The sequence below is a fragment of the Streptomyces sp. NBC_00009 genome (assembly GCF_045040855.1).
In the GTDB taxonomy this organism is placed as follows: Bacteria; Actinomycetota; Actinomycetes; order Streptomycetales; family Streptomycetaceae; genus Streptomyces; species Streptomyces aureus.
The window spans coordinates 5,755,133-5,772,723 of the sequence record NZ_CP108312.1; the positions used below are offsets into that span (position 1 = coordinate 5,755,133).

A 17,591-nucleotide genomic window follows, 5' to 3' on the forward strand; every position below is an offset into this window, starting at 1 on the left:
ATAACCGACTGGATCTCCTTGCAATATTTTTCTGCAAGGTCTTTCGCCGTGCTTGCAACGCTGTTACGTTCACGTCGCCCGGCGGCGGCAACGGTGCGGTCGGCGAGTCGGCAAGGGGTACGGGCGGGACCGTCTCCCACCACTTCGGGCTTTCACCCTCTAGGAGATCTCATGCGGCGTGGCATAGCGGCCACCGCGCTGGTGGCGTCCTTCGCCCTCGCGGCGACGGCCTGCGGCGGAAGCGACAGCGGCAGCGACAAGGCGTCGGGGCCCGTCACCATCACGTGGTGGGACACGTCGAACGCCACCAACGAGGCACCGACGTACAAGGCCCTGGTCAAGGAGTTCGAGAAGGCGAACTCCGGCATCAAGGTCAAATACGTCAACGTCCCCTTCGACCAGGCACAGAACAAGTTCGACACCGCCGCGGGTTCCAAGGGTGCCCCCGACGTGCTGCGCGCCGAGGTCGGCTGGACGCCGGCCTTCGCGAAGAAGAGCTACCTCCTGCCGCTCGACGGCACCGAGGCCCTCGCCGACAAGGACAAGTTCCAGCCGAGCCTGATCAAGCAGGCCCAGTTCGAGGGCAAGACCTACGGCACGCCGTTGGTCACCGACACCCTGGCCCTCGTCTACAACAAGGACCTCTTCAAGAAGGCCGGGATCGACCTGCCGCCCGCCAACTGGGCCGACCTGAAGGCCGACGCCGCCAAGATCAAGTCGAAGACGGGCGTCGACGGCTACTGGGGCTCCACGCAGGGCTACTACTCCATGCCGTACCTGTACGGCGAGGGCAGCGACACCGTCGACGCCTCCGCGAAGAAGATCACCATCGGTTCGCCCGAGGCCAAGAAGGGCCTCACCGCCTGGCAGGGACTCTTCGACGGCAAGGGCCTGCACAAGGCCGACGCCACCGCCGACGCGTACGCCCACATCCAGGACGCGTTCGTGAACGGCAAGGTCGCCGCGATCATCCAGGGCCCGTGGGAGATCACCAACTTCTACAAGGGCTCCGCGTTCAAGGACAAGGAGAACCTGGGCATCGCGACCGTCCCGGCCGGCTCCACCGGCAAGGCGGGCGCCCCGACCGGCGGCCACAACCTCTCGGTCTACGCCGGCTCGGACAAGGCCCACCAGGAGGCCTCGCTCAAGTTCGTGAAGTGGATGACCTCCGCGGCCACGCAGGAGCAGATCGCACTCAAGAACTCGACGCTGCCCACGCGCGACGACGCGTACACCACGAAGGTCGTCACCGACCCGGGCATCGCCGGCTTCCAGAAGGTCCTCACCGCCGCCCAGCCGCGCCCGGAACTGCCCGAGTACAGCTCGCTGTGGGCCCCGCTCGACACCGAGTGGCCCAAGGTCGCCACCGGCAAGGAGTCCCTGGACAAGGGCATCGGCAACGCGCAGAACGCGTACGCGAAGCTGGTCCCCGACTTCAGCAAGTAGCCCTGCCCGAGCCGCTGTCGGTTCCGCCCGCGAGGGGGCGGGCGGAACCGCCGGCGCAGCGCCGCACTCCCCGAGCCACTCCCCAGAAGGTGCCGAACCATGACAGTCGCCGTCGACAGCACGGCCGCCAAGACGCGCGGCGGCCGCGCGCCGCGCCCCGGCCCGTTCGGGCGCCTGCGGCGCTCGTACCAGAAGCACTGGTACGCGTACGCGATGATCGCCCCGGTCGTCGTCGTGCTCGGGGTCCTCGTGCTCTACCCCCTGGTGCGGGGCTTCTATCTGACGCTCACCGACGCCAACAGCCTCAACTCGGCCCGCACGATCGGCGTCAACCACATCGACGCCACCTACAAGTTCATCGGCCTCGACAACTACGCCGACATCCTGTGGGGACCGACGTCGTACGACCGTTTCTGGTCGCACTTCATCTGGACGGTCGTGTGGACGGCGCTGTGCGTCGCCCTGCACTACGTCATCGGGCTCGGCCTCGCGCTGCTGCTCAACCAGAAGCTGCGCGGGCGCACCTTCTACCGGCTGCTGCTCATCCTGCCGTGGGCCGTGCCGACGTTCGTCACCGTGTTCTCGTGGCGGATCATGCTCTCCGACTCCGGGCTCATCAACTCCGTGCTCGGCTCGCTGCATCTGCCGCAGCCGCAGTGGCTGGAGGACACCTTCTTCCAGCGCACCGCCGCCATCATGGTCAACACCTGGTGCGGCGTGCCGTTCATGATGGTGTCGCTCCTCGGCGGCCTCCAGGCGATCGACCCGGTGCTCTACGAGGCCGCGGAGATGGACGGCGCGAGCAACTGGCAGCGCTTCCGACACGTGACCCTGCCGGGCCTGAGGCCGGTCAGCTCCACCGTCGTCCTGCTCGGCGTCATCTGGACGTTCAACCAGTTCGCCGTCATCTTCCTGCTGTTCGGCAACACCGCCCCGGACGCCCAGATCCTCGTCACCTGGGCCTACTACCTGGGCTTCGGCCAGCAGCCGCGCGACTTCGCCCAGTCCGCCGCGTACGGCGTGCTGCTCCTGTCGATCCTGACCGTCTTCACGTCCTTCTACTACCGCTGGCTGAACCGCAATGAGCAGCTCGCCTGACGCCGCAGGAGCCGCCCCCATGAGCACCACGACCACCGTCGACACCCCGGTCCCCGACGCGCGCGCGAGCACCGAATCCGTGCGCCCGCGCCGAGTGCGCCGGCGCGGAGAGCGCAGCCGCCTCGCGACGTTCGCCTCGCACGGCGTACTGAGCGTCGCCAGCCTGATCGCCCTGTTCCCGATCGCCTGGCTGGTCTATCTGTCGCTCGGCCCGGACAAGGACGACTACCTCCACCCCGCGCGGATCTTCGACAAGGCGACGCTGACGAACTACTCGTTCGTCCTGGAGCACACCAACTTCTTCGCGTGGTTCAAGTCCACGATGATCGTGTCCCTCGGCACGACGGTCATCGGCGTCCTGTTCGCGGCCACCACCGGCTACGCGGTCTCGCGCATGCGCTTCCCCGGCTACCGGAAGCTGATGTGGGTCCTGCTGCTCACGCAGGCGTTCCCGATCGCCGTCCTGATCGTGCCGATGTACGAGATCCTCGGCGACCTCGGCCTCATCGACTCGTACCTGGGCCTGGTCCTCGTGTACTGCTCGACCGCGGTGCCGTACTGCGCCTGGCTGCTCAAGGGCTACTTCGACACGATCCCCTTCGAGATCGACGAGGCGGGCCGCATCGACGGCCTCTCGCCCTTCGGTACGTTCGCCCGGCTGATCCTGCCGCTCGCCAGGCCCGGCCTCGCGGTGGCCGCCTTCTACAGCTTCATCACGGCGTTCGGCGAGGTCGCCTTCGCCTCCACGTTCATGCTCGACGACTCCAAGTACACGTTCGCCGTGGGCCTGCGCAGCTTCGTCAGCGAGCACGACGCGCAGTGGAACTACATGGCGGCGACCGCGGTGTTGATCGCCATCCCGGTGTCCGCGTTCTTCTACCTTGTCCAGAAGAACCTGGTCACCGGCCTCACGGCGGGCGGTACCAAGGGCTGAGCCCCCGCCCCCTCCGTACGCACCCAAACCCCTGACGCAGCAAGGACACCATGAGTCAGCACACTGCCGACACGGCGCAGGCCCCCACGACCTCCGCCTCGACCTCCGTTCCCGCGCAGGCGTCCACCGGCTGGTGGCGCGACGCGGTGATCTACCAGGTCTATCCGCGCAGCTTCGCCGACAGCAACGCCGACGGCATGGGTGACCTCGAAGGCATCCGCGCCCGGCTCCCGCACCTCAGAGACCTCGGCGTGGACGCGGTGTGGCTCAGCCCGTTCTACGCGTCCCCGCAGGCGGACGCCGGCTACGACGTCGCCGACTACCGTGCCGTGGACCCGATGTTCGGCTCCCTCCTCGACGCGGACGCCGTGATCCGCGACGCGCACGGCCTGGGCCTGCGCGTCATCGTCGACCTCGTGCCCAACCACTCGTCCGACCAGCACGAGTGGTTCAAGCGGGCCCTCGCCGAAGGACCCGGATCGCCGCTGCGCGAGCGCTACCACTTCCGGGCGGGCAAGGGCGCGAACGGTGAACTGCCGCCCAACGACTGGGAGTCCATCTTCGGCGGCCCCGCCTGGACCCGCGTCGCCGACGGCGAGTGGTACCTCCACCTCTTCGCGCCCGAGCAGCCCGACCTCAACTGGGAACACCCCGCCGTCGGCGACGAGTTCCGCTCCATCCTGCGGTTCTGGCTCGACATGGGCGTCGACGGCTTCCGCATCGACGTCGCGCACGGCCTCGTCAAGGCCGAGGGCCTGCCCGACCTCGGCGCGCACGAACAGCTGAAGCTGCTCGGCAATGACGTCATGCCGTTCTTCGACCAGGACGGCGTGCACGACATCTACCGCGCCTGGCGTCTGATCCTCGACGAATACGCCGGCGAGCGCATCTTCGTCGCCGAGGCGTGGACCCCGACCGTCGAGCGCACCGCGCACTACGTGCGCCCCGACGAGCTGCACCAGGCCTTCAACTTCCAGTACCTGTCTTCGTATTGGGACGCGACCGAGCTGCGCGACATCATCGACCGCTCGCTCGACTCGATGCGTCCCGTCGGCGCCCCCGCCACCTGGGTCCTGTCCAACCACGACGTCACCCGGCACACGACGCGCTACGCCAACCCGCCGGGCCTCGGCACCCAGCAGCGCGTCGCCGCCGACCCCGCGCTCGGCCTGCGCCGCGCCCGCGCCGCGACCCTGCTCATGCTGGCGCTGCCCGGATCCGCGTACGTCTACCAGGGCGAGGAGCTCGGCCTGCCCGATGTCGTCGACCTGCCCGACGAGGTGCGCCAGGACCCGTCGTTCTTCCGCGCGGCCGGGCAGGACGGCTTCCGCGACGGATGCCGGGTGCCGATCCCGTGGACCGTCGCCGGGCCCTCGTACGGCTTCGGGGCGGGCGGCTCGTGGCTGCCGCAGCCCGCGGGCTGGGGCGCGCTGAGCGTGGAGGCGCAGACCGGGGTGCCCGGCTCGACCCTGGAGATGTACCGCTCGGCGCTGGCCGTGCGGCGCGCGCACCCGGCGCTCGGCGCGGGTGACTCCGTCGAGTGGCTGAAGGCGCCCGAGGGCGTGCTCGCGTTCCGGCGGGAGCCGCGCGGCGACGGCGAGGCGTTCGTGTGCGTCGCGAACACGACGGGCGCGGACGTACGGGTGCGCGTGCCCGCGGCCGGCCGTGTCCTGCTGACCAGCGCCGCCGTGCCCGACCCGGCCGCCGGGATCGAGTCCGCCGGCGGTGAGGCGCTCGTGCCCGCCGACACGACCGTGTGGTTCACCGTCTGACGCGTTTCCCGCTCTCCCCGGCCCCCGCGCGGCCGGGGAGAGCATCCCCCCACAGCCCCCTGCGATTGGCAGGGACACCTCATCAGCACACCGACGTGCAGGAGGAAACATGGCTATCAGATCGCGGGCAGTCGCGCTCGCCCTCGCGGCAGGCACCCTCATAGGCTCCGGCCTGGGGTCCGCCGGGACGGCACAGGCGGCCCCGCCCGGCACCAAGGACGTCACCGCCGTCCTCTTCGAGTGGCGCTTCGACTCGGTGGCGAAGGAGTGCACCGCCCGGCTCGGCCCCGCGGGCTACGGATACGTCCAGGTCTCGCCGCCCCAGGAGCACATCCAGGGCTCCCAGTGGTGGACCTCGTACCAGCCCGTCAGCTACAAGATCGCGGGCCGGCTCGGGGACCGTACGGCCTTCAAGAACATGGTCGACACCTGTCACGCGGCCGGCGTCAAGGTCGTCGCCGACACCGTGATCAACCACATGGCGGCCGGATCGGGCACCGGCACCGGCGGCTCCGCGTACTCCAAGTACGACTACCCCGGCACCTACTCGGCCGCCGACATGGACAACTGCACCGCGCAGATCAGCAACTACCAGGACCGCTTCAACGTCCAGGAGTGCGAGCTCGTCGGCCTCGCCGACCTCGACACCGGCGAGGAGTACGTGCGTGGCCGCATCGCCACGTACATGAACGACCTCCTCTCGCTCGGCGTCGACGGGTTCCGGATCGACGCCGCCAAGCACATCGCGGCCGCCGACCTCGCCAACATCAAGTCGCGGCTCAGCAACCCGAACGCCTACTGGAAGCAGGAGGCGATCTACGGCGCCGGTGAGGCGGTCTCGCCCAGCGAGTACCTCGGCACCGGCGACGTCCAGGAGTTCCGCTACGCCCGCGACCTCAAGCGCGTCTTCCAGAACGAGAACCTCGCCTATCTCAAGAACTACGGCGAGGGCTGGGGCTACATGGCCTCGGGCCAGTCCGCCGTCTTCGTCGACAACCACGACACCGAGCGCGGCGGCGACACCCTCAACTACAAGAACCGCGCCGACTACACCCTGGCGAACGTCTTCATGCTGGCCTGGCCCTACGGATCGCCGGACATCAACTCCGGCTACGAATGGACCGACAAGGACGCCGGACCGCCCAACGGCGGGACCGTGAACGCCTGCTGGCAGGACGGCTGGAAGTGCCAGCACGCCTGGCCCGAGATCCAGTCCATGGTCGCTTTCCGCAACACCACCCGCGGCCAGTCCGTCACCGACTGGTGGGACAACGGCGCCGACGCGATCGCCTTCGGCCGCGGAAGCAAGGGCTACGTCGCGATCAACCACGAGTCGTCCGCGCTCACCCGCACCTACCAGACGTCGCTCGCCGCGGGCACGTACTGCGATGTGCAGAGCAACAAGGCGGTGAGCGTGAACAGTTCGGGCCAGTTCACGGCGACGCTCGGGTCGAACACGGCCCTCGCGCTGTACGCCGGCAAGTCCGGCTGCTGACCCGGATCCCGACCCCGCCCCTTTCCCAGTAACCCCCGTTCCGGCTGCCCGGCGCGTCCTCCCCGCTCGCGCCGGGCGGCCATGTCCGCGCACCCCTGTGTCCCTCCCGCCGCCCTCCCGTCGAGGAGTTCCCGTGATACGCCCTGCCCCGAAACGCCCCGCCCGGCCGCTGCCGATGCCGCGAAGAACCGCGGCCGTCGTCGCCGTCGCCCTGTGCGCGGCGCTCGCCCCGGCCCTGCCGCTCGCGGCCGCCGCCGAGAAGCCGCCGGCGCCGCCGTCCGACGCCAAGCTCGCCGCCGAACCCGCCCGGCACGACCTCACGCGCGAGCAGTTCTACTTCGTCATGCCGGACCGCTTCGCGAACGGCGACACCTCCAACGACCGTGGCGGGCTCACCGGTTCACGCTCGGCGACCGGCTACGACCCCACGGACAAGGGCTTCTACCAGGGCGGCGACCTCAAGGGCCTGACCGAGCGGCTCGACTACATCAAGGGCCTCGGCACCACCTCCATCTGGCTCGCCCCGATCTTCAAGAACCGGCCCGTCCAGGGCGAGGGCAAGGACGCCTCCGCCGGCTACCACGGCTACTGGATAACCGACTTCACGCAGGTCGACCCGCACTTCGGCACCAACGCGGACCTTACGAAGCTGATCGCCCGCGCGCACGCCAAGGGCATGAAGGTCTTCTTCGACGTCATCACCAACCACACCGCCGACACCGTCGACTACGCCGAGAAGGAGTACGGCTACCGCCCCAAGGGCGCCTACCCCTACCTCGACACCCAGGGCCGCCCCTTCGGCGACCGCGACGGCATGCGCAAGGTCGACGCCGACTCCTTCCCGTACACCCCGAAGAACACCGGCCAGAAGGTGCCCGCCTGGCTCAACGACCCGGCGATGTACCACAACCGGGGCGACTCCACCTTCGCCGGGGAGAGCGCCGAGTACGGCGACTTCGGCGGGCTCGACGACCTGTGGACCGAGCGGCCCGAGGTCGTCTCCGGCATGGAGAAGATCTACGAGCGGTGGGTACGGGACTTCGACATCGACGGGTTCCGCATCGACACCGTCAAACACGTCGACCTGGACTTCTGGACCCAGTGGGCCACCGCACTCGACGCGTACGCGAAGAAGCACGGCAGGCCCGACTTCTTCATGTTCGGCGAGGTGTACTCCGCCGACACCGACGTCACCTCCCCGTACGTCACCCGCGGCCGCCTCGACGCGACCCTCGACTTCCCCTTCCAGGACGCGGCCCGCGCCTACGCCTCCCAGGGCGCCTCCGCCGACCGGCTCGCCAAGGTCTTCGCCGACGATTACAAGTACGCCTCCGGCAAGGCGAACGCGTACGAGCAGGTCACGTTCCTCGGCAACCACGACATGGGCCGCATCGGCTCCTTCCTCAAGGCCGACGACCCGAAGGCGTCCGACGCCGACCTCGTGCGCCGCGACAGGCTCGCCAACGCCGTGATGTTCCTGTCGCGCGGCAACCCCGTCGTCTACTACGGCGACGAGCAGGGCTTCACCGGCTCCGGCGGCGACAAGGACGCCCGGCAGACCATGTTCGCCTCCAAGGTCGACGACTACCTCGACGACGACGAACTGGGCACCAACCGCACCCACGCCGAGGACTCCTACGACACGAGCGCACCGCTCTACAAGGAGATCGCCGCTCTCGGAAAGCTCCGCAAGGACAACCCGGCCCTCGCCGACGGCGTCCAGACCGAGCGCTACGCCAAGGGCTCCGTGTACGCGTTCTCCCGTACGGACGCGAAGACCGGCACCGAGTACGTCGTGGCGCTCAACAACGCCGCCGAGGCCAAGGACGCCACCTTCGCGACCGGCTCGTCCGGCACCCGCTTCGAGGGCGTGTACGGCACCGACAAGGCCGTGACCAGCGGCTCCGACAAGGACGTCACCGTCACCGTCCCGGCCGGTTCCGCCGTCGTCTACAGGGCCGCCAAGCCGCTGCCCGCCCCCGCCGCCAAGCCCTCGGTCACCCTCCACGCCCCCGCCGCCGGGGCCACCGGCACCGTGACCCTCCAGGCCGACACCGGCGGCGGACAGCTCAACCGCGTGGTCTTCGCCGCCCAGACCGGCAACGGCGCCTGGCGCACCCTCGGCTCCGTCGACCACGCCCCGTACCGGATCACGCAGCACATCCCCGACACGGTGGCCGCCGGAACCCCCCTGCGGTACAAGGCAGTTGTGGTGGACAGCGCCGGAAGCACCGCCAGTGACCTCGCCACCTCGACGGCGGGCAACGCGCCCGCGCCCGAGAAGCCCAGCGCCGTCGACCGCGCCTACGCCGTCGTGCACTACAAGCGGGCGGACGGCGACTACGACGGCTGGCAGCTCAAGTCCCCGGCGGGAACAGGGGAGTTCACCGGGCGCGACGCGTACGGCGCCTTCGCCTGGGTGAAGCTCGGCGACAGCCCCGCCAGTGTCACGTACACCGTCGAGAAGAGCGGGACCGCCGACGGGCCCCAGCGGACCATCGACCTGGCCAAGACGGGTGAGGTCTGGGTCGAGCAGGGCAAGGACGGCCAGGCCACGACCGCCCCCGACGGCACCTACCCGCCGCAGGACAAGACCAAGGCCGTCCTGCACTACCAGCGCGCCGACGGCGACTACGACGGCTGGGGGATGCACACCTGGACCGGCGCCAAGAACCCCACCGACTGGTCCAAGCCCCTGGAGCCTGTCAAGAAGGACGCGTACGGCGTCACCTTCGAGGTGCCGCTCGCCGACGGCGCGACCTCACTGAGCTACATCCTTCACAAGGGTGACGAGAAGGACCTGCCCACCGACCAGTCCCTCGACCTCGCGGCCAACGGCAACGAGGTCTGGCTCCTCGCCGGACAGCCCCGCCCCGTCCTGCCGCAGACCGGCGGAGCGCCCGACCTCGACCTCGCGAAGTCCGAGGCGCAGTGGATCGACCGCGACACGGTCGCCCTGCCGTCGGACGGCACGGCGGCCCTGTCCGCCCAGCTCGTCTACGCCCAGGACGGCGGCATCACGGTCAAGGGCGGAGCGCTCAGCAGCGAGGGGCGGTGGCTGCGCCTGAACAAGGCCGCCGGCGGGCTTACCGACGCCCAGCTCGCCCGCTTCCCGCAGCTCAAGAAGTACGACGCCTACACCGTCGACCCCCGCGACCGCGACCGGGTCGGCGACGCCCTGAAGAGCCAGCTGATCCTCACCCGCCGCATCGCCAACGGCGCGCTCGTCACCGCAACGGGCGTACAGACAGCGGGAGTTCTCGACGACCTGTACGCGCAGAAGGCCGGCAAGGCGTCACTCGGACCCGTCTTCACCAAGGGCGGGGTCACCCTGTCGGTCTGGGCGCCCACCGCCCAGTCCGTCGCCCTCGACCTCGACGGACACACCGTCGCCATGCGCCGCGACAGCGCGACCGGCGTCTGGTCCGTGAAGGGCCCGCGCTCCTGGCAGGGCAAGCAGTACCGCTACGCCGTGAAGGTGTGGGCGCCCAGCGTCCAGAAGGTCGTCACCAACAAGGTCACCGACCCGTACTCCACCGCCCTGACCGCCGACTCCGAGCGCAGCCTCGTCGTCGACCTCGACGCCAAGTCCCTCGCCCCGTCCGGCTGGTCGGCCCTGAAGAAGCCGAAGGCGGTACCGCTGCGCGACGCGCAGATCCAGGAACTCCACATCCGCGACTTCTCAGTCGAGGACCGCACCGCCAAGCACCGCGGCACCTACCTCGCGTTCACCGACAAGGACAGCAAGGGCAGCCGGCACCTGCGCGAACTCGCGAAGGCCGGCACCTCGTACGTCCACCTCCTGCCCGCCTTCGACATCGCCACGATCCCCGAGAAGAAGTCCGAACAGGCCACCCCCGACTGCGACTTGACCTCGTACGGGGCGGCCTCGGAGCAGCAGCAGGAGTGTGTCGCCAAGAGCGCAGCCAAGGACGCCTACAACTGGGGCTACGACCCGTACCACTACACCGTCCCCGAAGGCTCCTACGCCAGTGACCCGGACGGCACCGCACGCACCGTCGAGTTCCGCAAGATGGTCGGGTCCCTGAACGCGGACGGGCTGCGCGTCGTCATGGACGTCGTCTACAACCACACCGCCGCGAGCGGCCAGGCGAAGACGTCCGTCCTCGACCGCATCGTGCCCGGCTACTACCAGCGCCTCCTGGCCGACGGCTCCGTCGCCACCTCCACGTGCTGCGCGAACACCGCGCCCGAGAACGCGATGATGGGCAAGCTCGTCGTCGACTCGATCGTCACCTGGGCCAAGGAGTACAAGGTCGACGGCTTCCGCTTCGACCTGATGGGACACCACCCCAAGGCCAACATCCTCGCCGTCAGGAAGGCCCTCGACGCGCTCACCGTCGAGAAGGACGGCGTCGACGGGAAGAAGATCATCCTCTACGGGGAGGGCTGGAACTTCGGCGAGGTCGCCGACGACGCCCGCTTCGTGCAGGCCACGCAGAAGAACATGGCGGGCACCGGCATCGCCACCTTCTCCGACCGGGCCCGCGACGCCGTGCGCGGCGGCAGCCCCTTCGACGCCGACCCCGGCGTCCAGGGCTTCGCCTCCGGCCTCTATACCGACCCCAACTCCTCGAAGGCAAACGGCACCGAAGCCGAGCAGAAGGCCCGCCTCCTGCACTACCAGGACCTGATCAAGGTCGGCCTGACGGGGAACCTCGCCGCCTACACCTTCACCGGTAGCGACGGCCGCACGGTCAAGGGCGCGGACGTCGACTACAACGGCGCACCCGCCGGATACGCCGACGCGCCGGGCGACGCCCTCGCCTACGCCGACGCCCACGACAACGAGTCGCTCTACGACGCGCTCACCTACAAACTGCCCGCCTCCACCGCCCCCGCGGACCGCTCGCGCATGCAGGTCCTCGCCCTCGCGACGGCCGCGCTCTCGCAGGGCCCCGCGCTCTCCCAGGCCGGCACCGACCTGCTGCGCTCCAAGTCCCTCGACCGCAACTCCTTCGACAGCGGCGACTGGTTCAACGCCATCCACTGGGACTGCCGCGACGGCAACGGCTTCGGGCGCGGACTCCCGCCGGCCGCCGACAACAAGGACAAGTGGCCCTACGCCACACCTCTGCTGACCTCGGTGCCCGTCGCGAAGTGCGGCGACATCGAGCGGACATCGGCCGCGTACCGCGACCTGCTCAGCATCCGTACGACGGAGAAGGCCTTCGGTCTCGCGACGGCCGGGCAGGTGCAGGACGAGCTGTCCTTCCCGCTCTCCGGCAAGGACGAGACACCCGGCGTGATCACCATGCGCCTCGGTGACCTCGTCGTCGTCTTCAACGCCACACCCGAGCGCGCGACCCAGCGGATCCCGGCCGTGGCGGGGACGCCGTACGCTCTGCATCCGGCGCAGGCCGGGGGCGGCGACCCCACGGTGAAGACGTCCCGCTACGAGGAGGGGACGGGGACGTTCACGGTCCCCGCCCGCTCCGTGGCGGTCTTCACGCGCGGGACCCGGTAGTGGTCCGGGCGCGGGTGGGTGCAGGTCACGCGAGCCGCTTCTCCATGAGCGTCACCGCGTACTTGCTCCCGCCCGCGCCCGCCTTGAACGGCTGCTCGCCCACGACCGCGTAGCCCGCGGACTCGTAGTAGGCCCGCAGGCGGGGGTTCGTCGACACACAGTCCAGCCTGCACAGGTCACGCCCGGTGGCGGCGATCCGCTCCTCGCCGTGCGACAGGAGGGCGCGGCCCGTGCCGGCCGGGGCGCCGCGCCGCACCATCAGGCGGTGCACATAGCCGGCGTCGGGCGGCCGCACACCCCAGGCGGGTTCGTCGTCCCACCACAGTTCGTACGCGCCGCACGCGGCGGGGCCGTCGTGGGCGAGCCAGACCTCGCCCTCCTTCATCCGGAGGCGGAAGTGGTCCTCGGTCTTCTCACCGGGCTTCCACTGGTCGATGCCCCGCTTCGCCATCCAGCGCGCCGCCTCGTCGTACAGGCCGACGAGCGTGCCCAGATCGTCCTCGTCCGCCCTGCGGAACGTCAGTTGTGCCGTCACGAAGATCAGCGTAGGGGCGCCGGAGCGAGCGCGACCAGGCGGCCCACGAGGTCGCCGAACGTCCCGTCGGCCGGCTCGTCCGCCAGGATGTGGCGCAGCAGACCCGCCATCTCCTCGTCGTACGCGGCGCTCACCGCGGCGAGAGCCGCGAAGTCGTGCACGAGCTGCGCCTCCAGCTCACCGCGCGGGATGCGCCGCCCGTCCAGCCAGATCAGCGCCGTGGACTCGGCGAGCGAGATCCACGACCGCACCACCAGTTCGAGGCGGGGCGGCGGGTCGGTGACGCCGAGGTGCGTGAGGATCTGGACGTACGCGGCCTGCCGGACCGAGTCGATGAGCGCGTTCGTCGTCGACGAGCCAACGGCGGGCCCGCCTCGCATCAGCGCCGAGAAGCCGGGCCCGTGCTCGTCCACGAAGTCGAAGAACCGCCCCATGACCCGGATGAGCCGGGCCCCGAGCGGACCGTCCTGCGGCTCCTCGAAGCGCTGCGCGAGATCGTCCGCCGCGCGCCTCAACGCCGCCTCGTACAGGCTGAGTTTGCCCGGGAAGTAGTGGTAGACCAGCGGCCGGGAAATGCCCGCGGCCGCGGCTATCTCGTCGATGGAGACGTCGTCGGGGGAGCGGTGGCTGAACAGTTCGAGTGCGACCCCGATCAACTGCTGCCGCCGCTCCTCGACTCCCATCCTGCGGCGCACCCCGGTTGTCATACGAACACCCTACCGAGCGATTCCGGCCTCGTGCGGAGCACGTCCGCACGGGCCGGTCACAGGTCGAGCACGAGGCGCTCCCCACGCGCCCGGGAGACACAGATCAGCATCGAGTCGTCACGCTCCGAGTCCGTGAGCAGCTCGTCCCTGTGGTCGATCTCGCCCTCCAGGACCCGCTGTTGGCACGTCCCGCAGAACCCCTGCTCGCAGGAGTACGACACGTTCGGCACCTCGGCGCGCACCGCCGCGAGCACCGAAGTGCCCGCCGGTACGGGGACGGTGCGGCCGCTGCGGCGCAGTTCGACCTCGAACGGCCCGTTCCCGTCGGCCGAGGTGTGCGGGGCGAACCGTTCCAGATGCAGCTCGCAGTGGCCGGGAAGCGCCGCGGCCACCGCCTCCATCAGCCCTTCGGGCCCGCAGCAGTAGACCGCGGTGTCCGGCGCCGAATCCGCGAGCAGGCCGGCCAGATCGGGGCGCCCGTCCTCGTCCTCGGCGACGACGCGCACCCGGCCCCGCTCGCCGCCGAGCTTCTCCGCCTCCTCCAGGAACGGCATCGACGCGCGCGTGCGGCCCGCGTACAGCAGCCGCCAGTCGGCGCCCCGGGCTTCGAGGGCCCGCAGCATCGGCAGGATCGGCGTGATGCCGATGCCGCCCGCGACGAACACGTACGACGGGGCGCCGGCGGTGAGGGGGAAGCGGTTGCGCGGCCCGCGCACCTCGACCTCCGACCCCTCCTGGAGCTGCTCGTGCACCTCGCGCGAACCGCCCCTGCCGTCCGCGATGAGGCGCGTCGCGACGGTGTACGACGAGGTGTCCTCGGGGTCGCCGCACAGCGAGTACTGCCGGATCAGCCCCGACGGCAGGACGAGGTCGAGATGCGCGCCGGGCTCCCAGGCGGGCAGGTCCTGACCCTCCAGGCGCAGCTGGACGACACCGTCGGCGACGGACTCGTGCCGGGTGACGAGGAGCCGCAGGGCACGCGCGCGCGGACGCCCCGAGACGGGCTCGTCGAGCGCGGGCATCGGCCACAGCGGAGACGCCTGGATGCGGCGGCGCAGGGCGCGGCGCGCGAGCAGCGCGGTGCCGGTGACGAGCAGGACGGTACGCAGCCGTGGGGTGCGGAGGCGGGTCATGGTCAGACGGCTCCGTTCGAGGTCCGGGCTTCCGCCGCCGTCGCGGCGGGGGAGGTGGCCAGATAGGCGACCGCCTGCGCGGTGCTGCCCTCCTGGGAGGGGTGGTAGGAGCGGCTGAGGTAGCGCGGGATGGACTTCACCATGGCGCCCGTGGTGGGCAGGACGCCCCGCTTCCCGCCCTGGTAGAACTCCTTGAACGACGCCTTGCCGTCGAGCACCGTCGGGTCGTTCTCCATGAAGAAGCGCGCCCCGCGCTGCCACAGGAACATCAGCGCCGAGAACGCGAGCGCCCAGGTCCGCACCCGGCGCCGGTAGCCGCCGTCGACGTGCTCGAACAGCTCGAAGGCGACCGAGCGGTGCTCGACCTCCTCCGCGCCGTGCCAGCGCAGCAGGTCCAGCATCGTGGGGTCCGCGCCCTTGCGGTCCAGCTCGTCCGCGTTCAGCACCCAGTCGCCGAGGAACGCGGTGTAGTGCTCGATCGCGGCGATGAGCGCGACCCGCTCCATCAGCCACCACTCGCGCGCCCGCCCCGGCGGCAGCGTCCGGTCACCGAGCAGCTTCTCGAAGAACCAGTCGACCTGAGCGGTGTACGGGGTCGGGTCGAGCCCCTGCTCCTTGAGGTGCGGCAGCACCTCGTCGTGGGCCTGCGAGTGCATGGCCTCCTGCCCGATGAACCCGATCACGTCCTCGCGGAGCCGGTCGTCGCGGATGTAGGGCAGGACCTGCTTGTAGACGTGCACGAACCACCGCTCTCCGGCGGGCAGCAGGAGATGCAGCACGTTGATCGTGTGCGTGGTGAACGGGTCGTCCGGTATCCAGTGCAGCGGTGTCCTGTCCCAGGAGAAGGAGACCCTGCGTGCCTTGAGCGCGACGCGCTCGTCAGCGACGGGCCGCGGTGCCCGGCTCTGCGTATTAGACATGGCGTCAATGTACTGACGGGTAGGGGACGGGTACACCCCTCGTGCACCGATTTCTTTACGGACGTGTCAGCAAGGGGTGTCCCGAGGGCTCCGGCCGGCTGTTCCCGTCGGGGCGCCGGGGGTTCAGCGCAGGGCGCCCACCTCGCGGCCCGTCGCCGTGCGGCCGGTCAGCTTCGTCCTGGCTCCCTGCCGGGCGGGCGCGGCCAGGACGTTGTCCGTGGCGCGGGCGCCGCCCGACGACGCGATCGACGTGACCTGCCTGCTCGCGGCGGCCACCACGTACCAGGTGCCGCCCCGCGACTTCCACAGCACGCCCGCGAGGACCAGCGGGTCCCGGCTGCCGCAGGCCGGGGTCCCCTCCGACTTCGCGGCGACTGCCGCCGCCGTCCCGCCGGGCGCCGTGAACAGGGCCAGCGTCCGCGCTCCGCCGCCCCGCCAGGTGTCGGCCCGCGCGCACGCCCAGTCCGCCGCGCCGCTGCCCTCGGGGAGCTGCTGGCGCGCGTACGCCCAGGAGTTGACGGTGCGCACGCCGTGCGAGCGTACGGCGGTGAGGGAGCACGCCGAGTGCTGCCAGTCGGCCGCGACCGCCTCGCGCGGCGCGCCGGGGCGTCCCGCGGTGAGATGCGCGGGCACCAGCTCGCCGAGGTCGGTCGAGAGCCGCGTGCCCGCGTCGTCCCGCAGCGCGAGCGCGTTCCAGGACGTGCAGTCGCGGGCGAGCGCCGGGCTGGCGAACGGGGCCGTCACGCCGTCGGGGGCGCGGTCGAGCGGCATCGGTGCCGCCGACGGTTTCAGCAGGTTCCGCACGGAGGCGCTGCGCACCCAGGGCGCCGTCAGATAGCGCACGTTGCCGTCGGCCCGGTCCACGACCAGGGCGCCCGCCTCCGGGGCCGTGGCGCCGTCCGCCCGCGCGAAGTCGAGCGCGGCGCCGCTCGTACCGTCCTTCGGCTCCGCGTACCGCACGATGCGAAGACCGTCGTAGAACAGCACGATCCGCGCCTGGTCGACCTCGCCCGCGTACAGCAGCTGAGGGGGTCCGGGCGGGGCGCCGGCCTGGGTGCCCGGTGTCGCAGAGACCTGGACGGAGCCGCCGGGCCGCGCCCAGACCGCGAGAGCGCGCCGCAGCAGCGGCCGGTCGCCGGCCAGGGAGCCGCGCGCGGGCCAGACGGAGAAGTCCGTGCGGGCCGACGTCTGCCACGCCGTGGCCGGGACCTTCGTCAGCCTGCCCGGATCCAGGGCGGCCAGGCCCGCCGGGTTCTGCGCGTACGAGGGCGCCGCGGCCCCGTCCGGGGCCCAGCCGCCGCCCGGCAGGCCGAGCAGCGCCCCGCACACCAGCGTCGCCGCGGCGGCCGCGATCACGGCCTTCACATGCTGCCTGCGCCGCATCAGGTCGGGCGGCCTGGCCTGGAGCGAGCACGGGTCGAACTCGGTCGACTCCAGCAGGGCGAGCGTGTCCTTGCCCGCGGGCGTGATCACGCCGTCCGCCTCGGCGAGCGCCGCGTCCGGGTCCTCGGCGCCGGCCGCGCCCAGCATGTTCCGTACGGCCCTGTCGTCGAGCCGTTCGAGACCGCGCAGGACGAAGGCGGCGCGGCCGGGGCCGCTGAGCGCGGACAGCCTTTGGTCCAGGGCCAGTTCGTCGGCACCGCCCGAGCGCGGGAAGAGCCGCAGGCCCCACACCTGGGGGAGCAGTGGCGGCAGCTGCGAGCGCCGCGGCCAGGCCCTGCGCCGCAGCGGGCGGCCCGCGTCGAGCGCGGTGCGCAGGACCCTGAGCCGTACGAATCCGTAGCCCGGATCGCCGTTGCGCCCCTCGGCGGTGCGGGGCGCCGGGACGGCCGCGGCGTCGGCCGAGGTACGCGCGCGCGGCAGGGCGCGCTGGGTCAGGGAGTGCGCCGTGAGCACCCGGCGGTTGCGGCCGAGGCTGGGCGGGAGCACCAGATAGGCGAGCCGGACGAGCCGCGGGTAGTGCTCGACGAGAGCGGCCTCGGCCTGCTCCACGTCGACGACCGGACCGGGACGGGGGACGACATCCTGTGACTGCACCTTCGACTGCACGTTCAGCTGAACGA

At 70.9% G+C, this 17,591-nt stretch carries 11 protein-coding genes; 6 read left to right on the forward strand and 5 right to left on the reverse strand.

Annotated features, from left to right (window positions below; all coding sequences use genetic code 11):
* Positions 1-171: 171 nt before the first annotated feature.
* The 6 genes from OHA58_RS25970 to pulA all read left to right on the forward strand — a co-directional run bounded on the left by OHA58_RS25970 (position 172) and on the right by pulA (position 12,233).
* Positions 172-1,446, forward strand: coding sequence for an extracellular solute-binding protein (locus tag OHA58_RS25970; RefSeq protein WP_405481724.1), 1,275 nt, complete (start codon positions 172-174; stop codon positions 1,444-1,446).
* 99 nt (positions 1,447-1,545) lie between these two features.
* A complete protein-coding gene (locus OHA58_RS25975; RefSeq protein WP_405481725.1) occupies positions 1,546-2,544 on the forward strand; it encodes a carbohydrate ABC transporter permease in 999 nt (332 codons plus the stop codon).
* Between the two features lie 19 nt (positions 2,545-2,563).
* Positions 2,564-3,478: a sugar ABC transporter permease gene (locus OHA58_RS25980; RefSeq protein WP_405481726.1), complete on the forward strand. Its 915-nt coding sequence runs from the start codon at positions 2,564-2,566 to the stop codon at positions 3,476-3,478.
* A 50-nt stretch (positions 3,479-3,528) separates the two neighbouring features.
* Positions 3,529-5,250 (forward strand): glycoside hydrolase family 13 protein, encoded by a 1,722-nt coding sequence (locus OHA58_RS25985; protein ID WP_405481727.1) that lies wholly within the window; start codon positions 3,529-3,531, stop codon positions 5,248-5,250.
* 109 nt (positions 5,251-5,359) lie between these two features.
* Positions 5,360-6,745 (forward strand): alpha-amylase family protein, encoded by a 1,386-nt coding sequence (locus OHA58_RS25990; RefSeq protein WP_405481728.1) that lies wholly within the window; start codon positions 5,360-5,362, stop codon positions 6,743-6,745.
* A gap of 175 nt (positions 6,746-6,920) precedes the next feature.
* A complete protein-coding gene (gene pulA / locus OHA58_RS25995) occupies positions 6,921-12,233 on the forward strand; it encodes a pullulanase-type alpha-1,6-glucosidase (RefSeq protein WP_405485188.1) in 5,313 nt (1,770 codons plus the stop codon).
* Positions 12,234-12,258: 25 nt separating this feature from the next.
* Here pulA and OHA58_RS26000 read toward each other — a convergent pair whose 3' ends face one another.
* The 5 genes from OHA58_RS26000 to OHA58_RS26020 all read right to left on the reverse strand — a co-directional run bounded on the left by OHA58_RS26000 (position 12,259) and on the right by OHA58_RS26020 (position 17,565).
* On the reverse strand, positions 12,259-12,768 hold the full coding sequence (locus OHA58_RS26000) for a GNAT family N-acetyltransferase (RefSeq protein WP_405481730.1): 510 nt from the start codon (positions 12,766-12,768) through the stop codon (positions 12,259-12,261).
* A 5-nt stretch (positions 12,769-12,773) separates the two neighbouring features.
* Entirely contained in the window at positions 12,774-13,475 is a 702-nt protein-coding gene (locus OHA58_RS26005) for a TetR/AcrR family transcriptional regulator (protein ID WP_405481731.1), read from the reverse strand.
* A gap of 56 nt (positions 13,476-13,531) precedes the next feature.
* Entirely contained in the window at positions 13,532-14,608 is a 1,077-nt protein-coding gene (locus OHA58_RS26010) for a PDR/VanB family oxidoreductase (protein WP_405481732.1), read from the reverse strand.
* A gap of 2 nt (positions 14,609-14,610) precedes the next feature.
* Complete coding sequence (locus OHA58_RS26015) at positions 14,611-15,528, reverse strand: metal-dependent hydrolase (RefSeq protein WP_405481734.1); 918 nt, start codon at positions 15,526-15,528, stop codon at positions 14,611-14,613.
* A 123-nt stretch (positions 15,529-15,651) separates the two neighbouring features.
* Positions 15,652-17,565 (reverse strand): hypothetical protein, encoded by a 1,914-nt coding sequence (locus OHA58_RS26020; RefSeq protein ID WP_405481736.1) that lies wholly within the window; start codon positions 17,563-17,565, stop codon positions 15,652-15,654.
* Between the last annotated feature and the right edge of the window lie 26 nt (positions 17,566-17,591).

What these genes read in the sequence shown, in the direction of transcription:
- OHA58_RS26005 (WP_405481731.1), bottom strand. Translation starts at nt 13,475, where the DNA reads ATGACAACCGGGGTGCGCCGCAGGATGGGAGTCGAGGAGCGGCGGCAG.
- OHA58_RS25985 (WP_405481727.1), top strand. Translation starts at nt 3,529, where the DNA reads ATGAGTCAGCACACTGCCGACACGGCGCAGGCCCCCACGACCTCCGCC.
- OHA58_RS26010 (WP_405481732.1), bottom strand. Translation starts at nt 14,608, where the DNA reads ATGACCCGCCTCCGCACCCCACGGCTGCGTACCGTCCTGCTCGTCACC.
- OHA58_RS26015 (WP_405481734.1), bottom strand. Translation starts at nt 15,528, where the DNA reads ATGTCTAATACGCAGAGCCGGGCACCGCGGCCCGTCGCTGACGAGCGC.
- OHA58_RS25975 (WP_405481725.1), top strand. Translation starts at nt 1,546, where the DNA reads ATGACAGTCGCCGTCGACAGCACGGCCGCCAAGACGCGCGGCGGCCGC.
- OHA58_RS25990 (WP_405481728.1), top strand. Translation starts at nt 5,360, where the DNA reads ATGGCTATCAGATCGCGGGCAGTCGCGCTCGCCCTCGCGGCAGGCACC.
- OHA58_RS25980 (WP_405481726.1), top strand. Translation starts at nt 2,564, where the DNA reads ATGAGCACCACGACCACCGTCGACACCCCGGTCCCCGACGCGCGCGCG.
- pulA (WP_405485188.1), top strand. Translation starts at nt 6,921, where the DNA reads ATGCCGCGAAGAACCGCGGCCGTCGTCGCCGTCGCCCTGTGCGCGGCG.
- OHA58_RS25970 (WP_405481724.1), top strand. Translation starts at nt 172, where the DNA reads ATGCGGCGTGGCATAGCGGCCACCGCGCTGGTGGCGTCCTTCGCCCTC.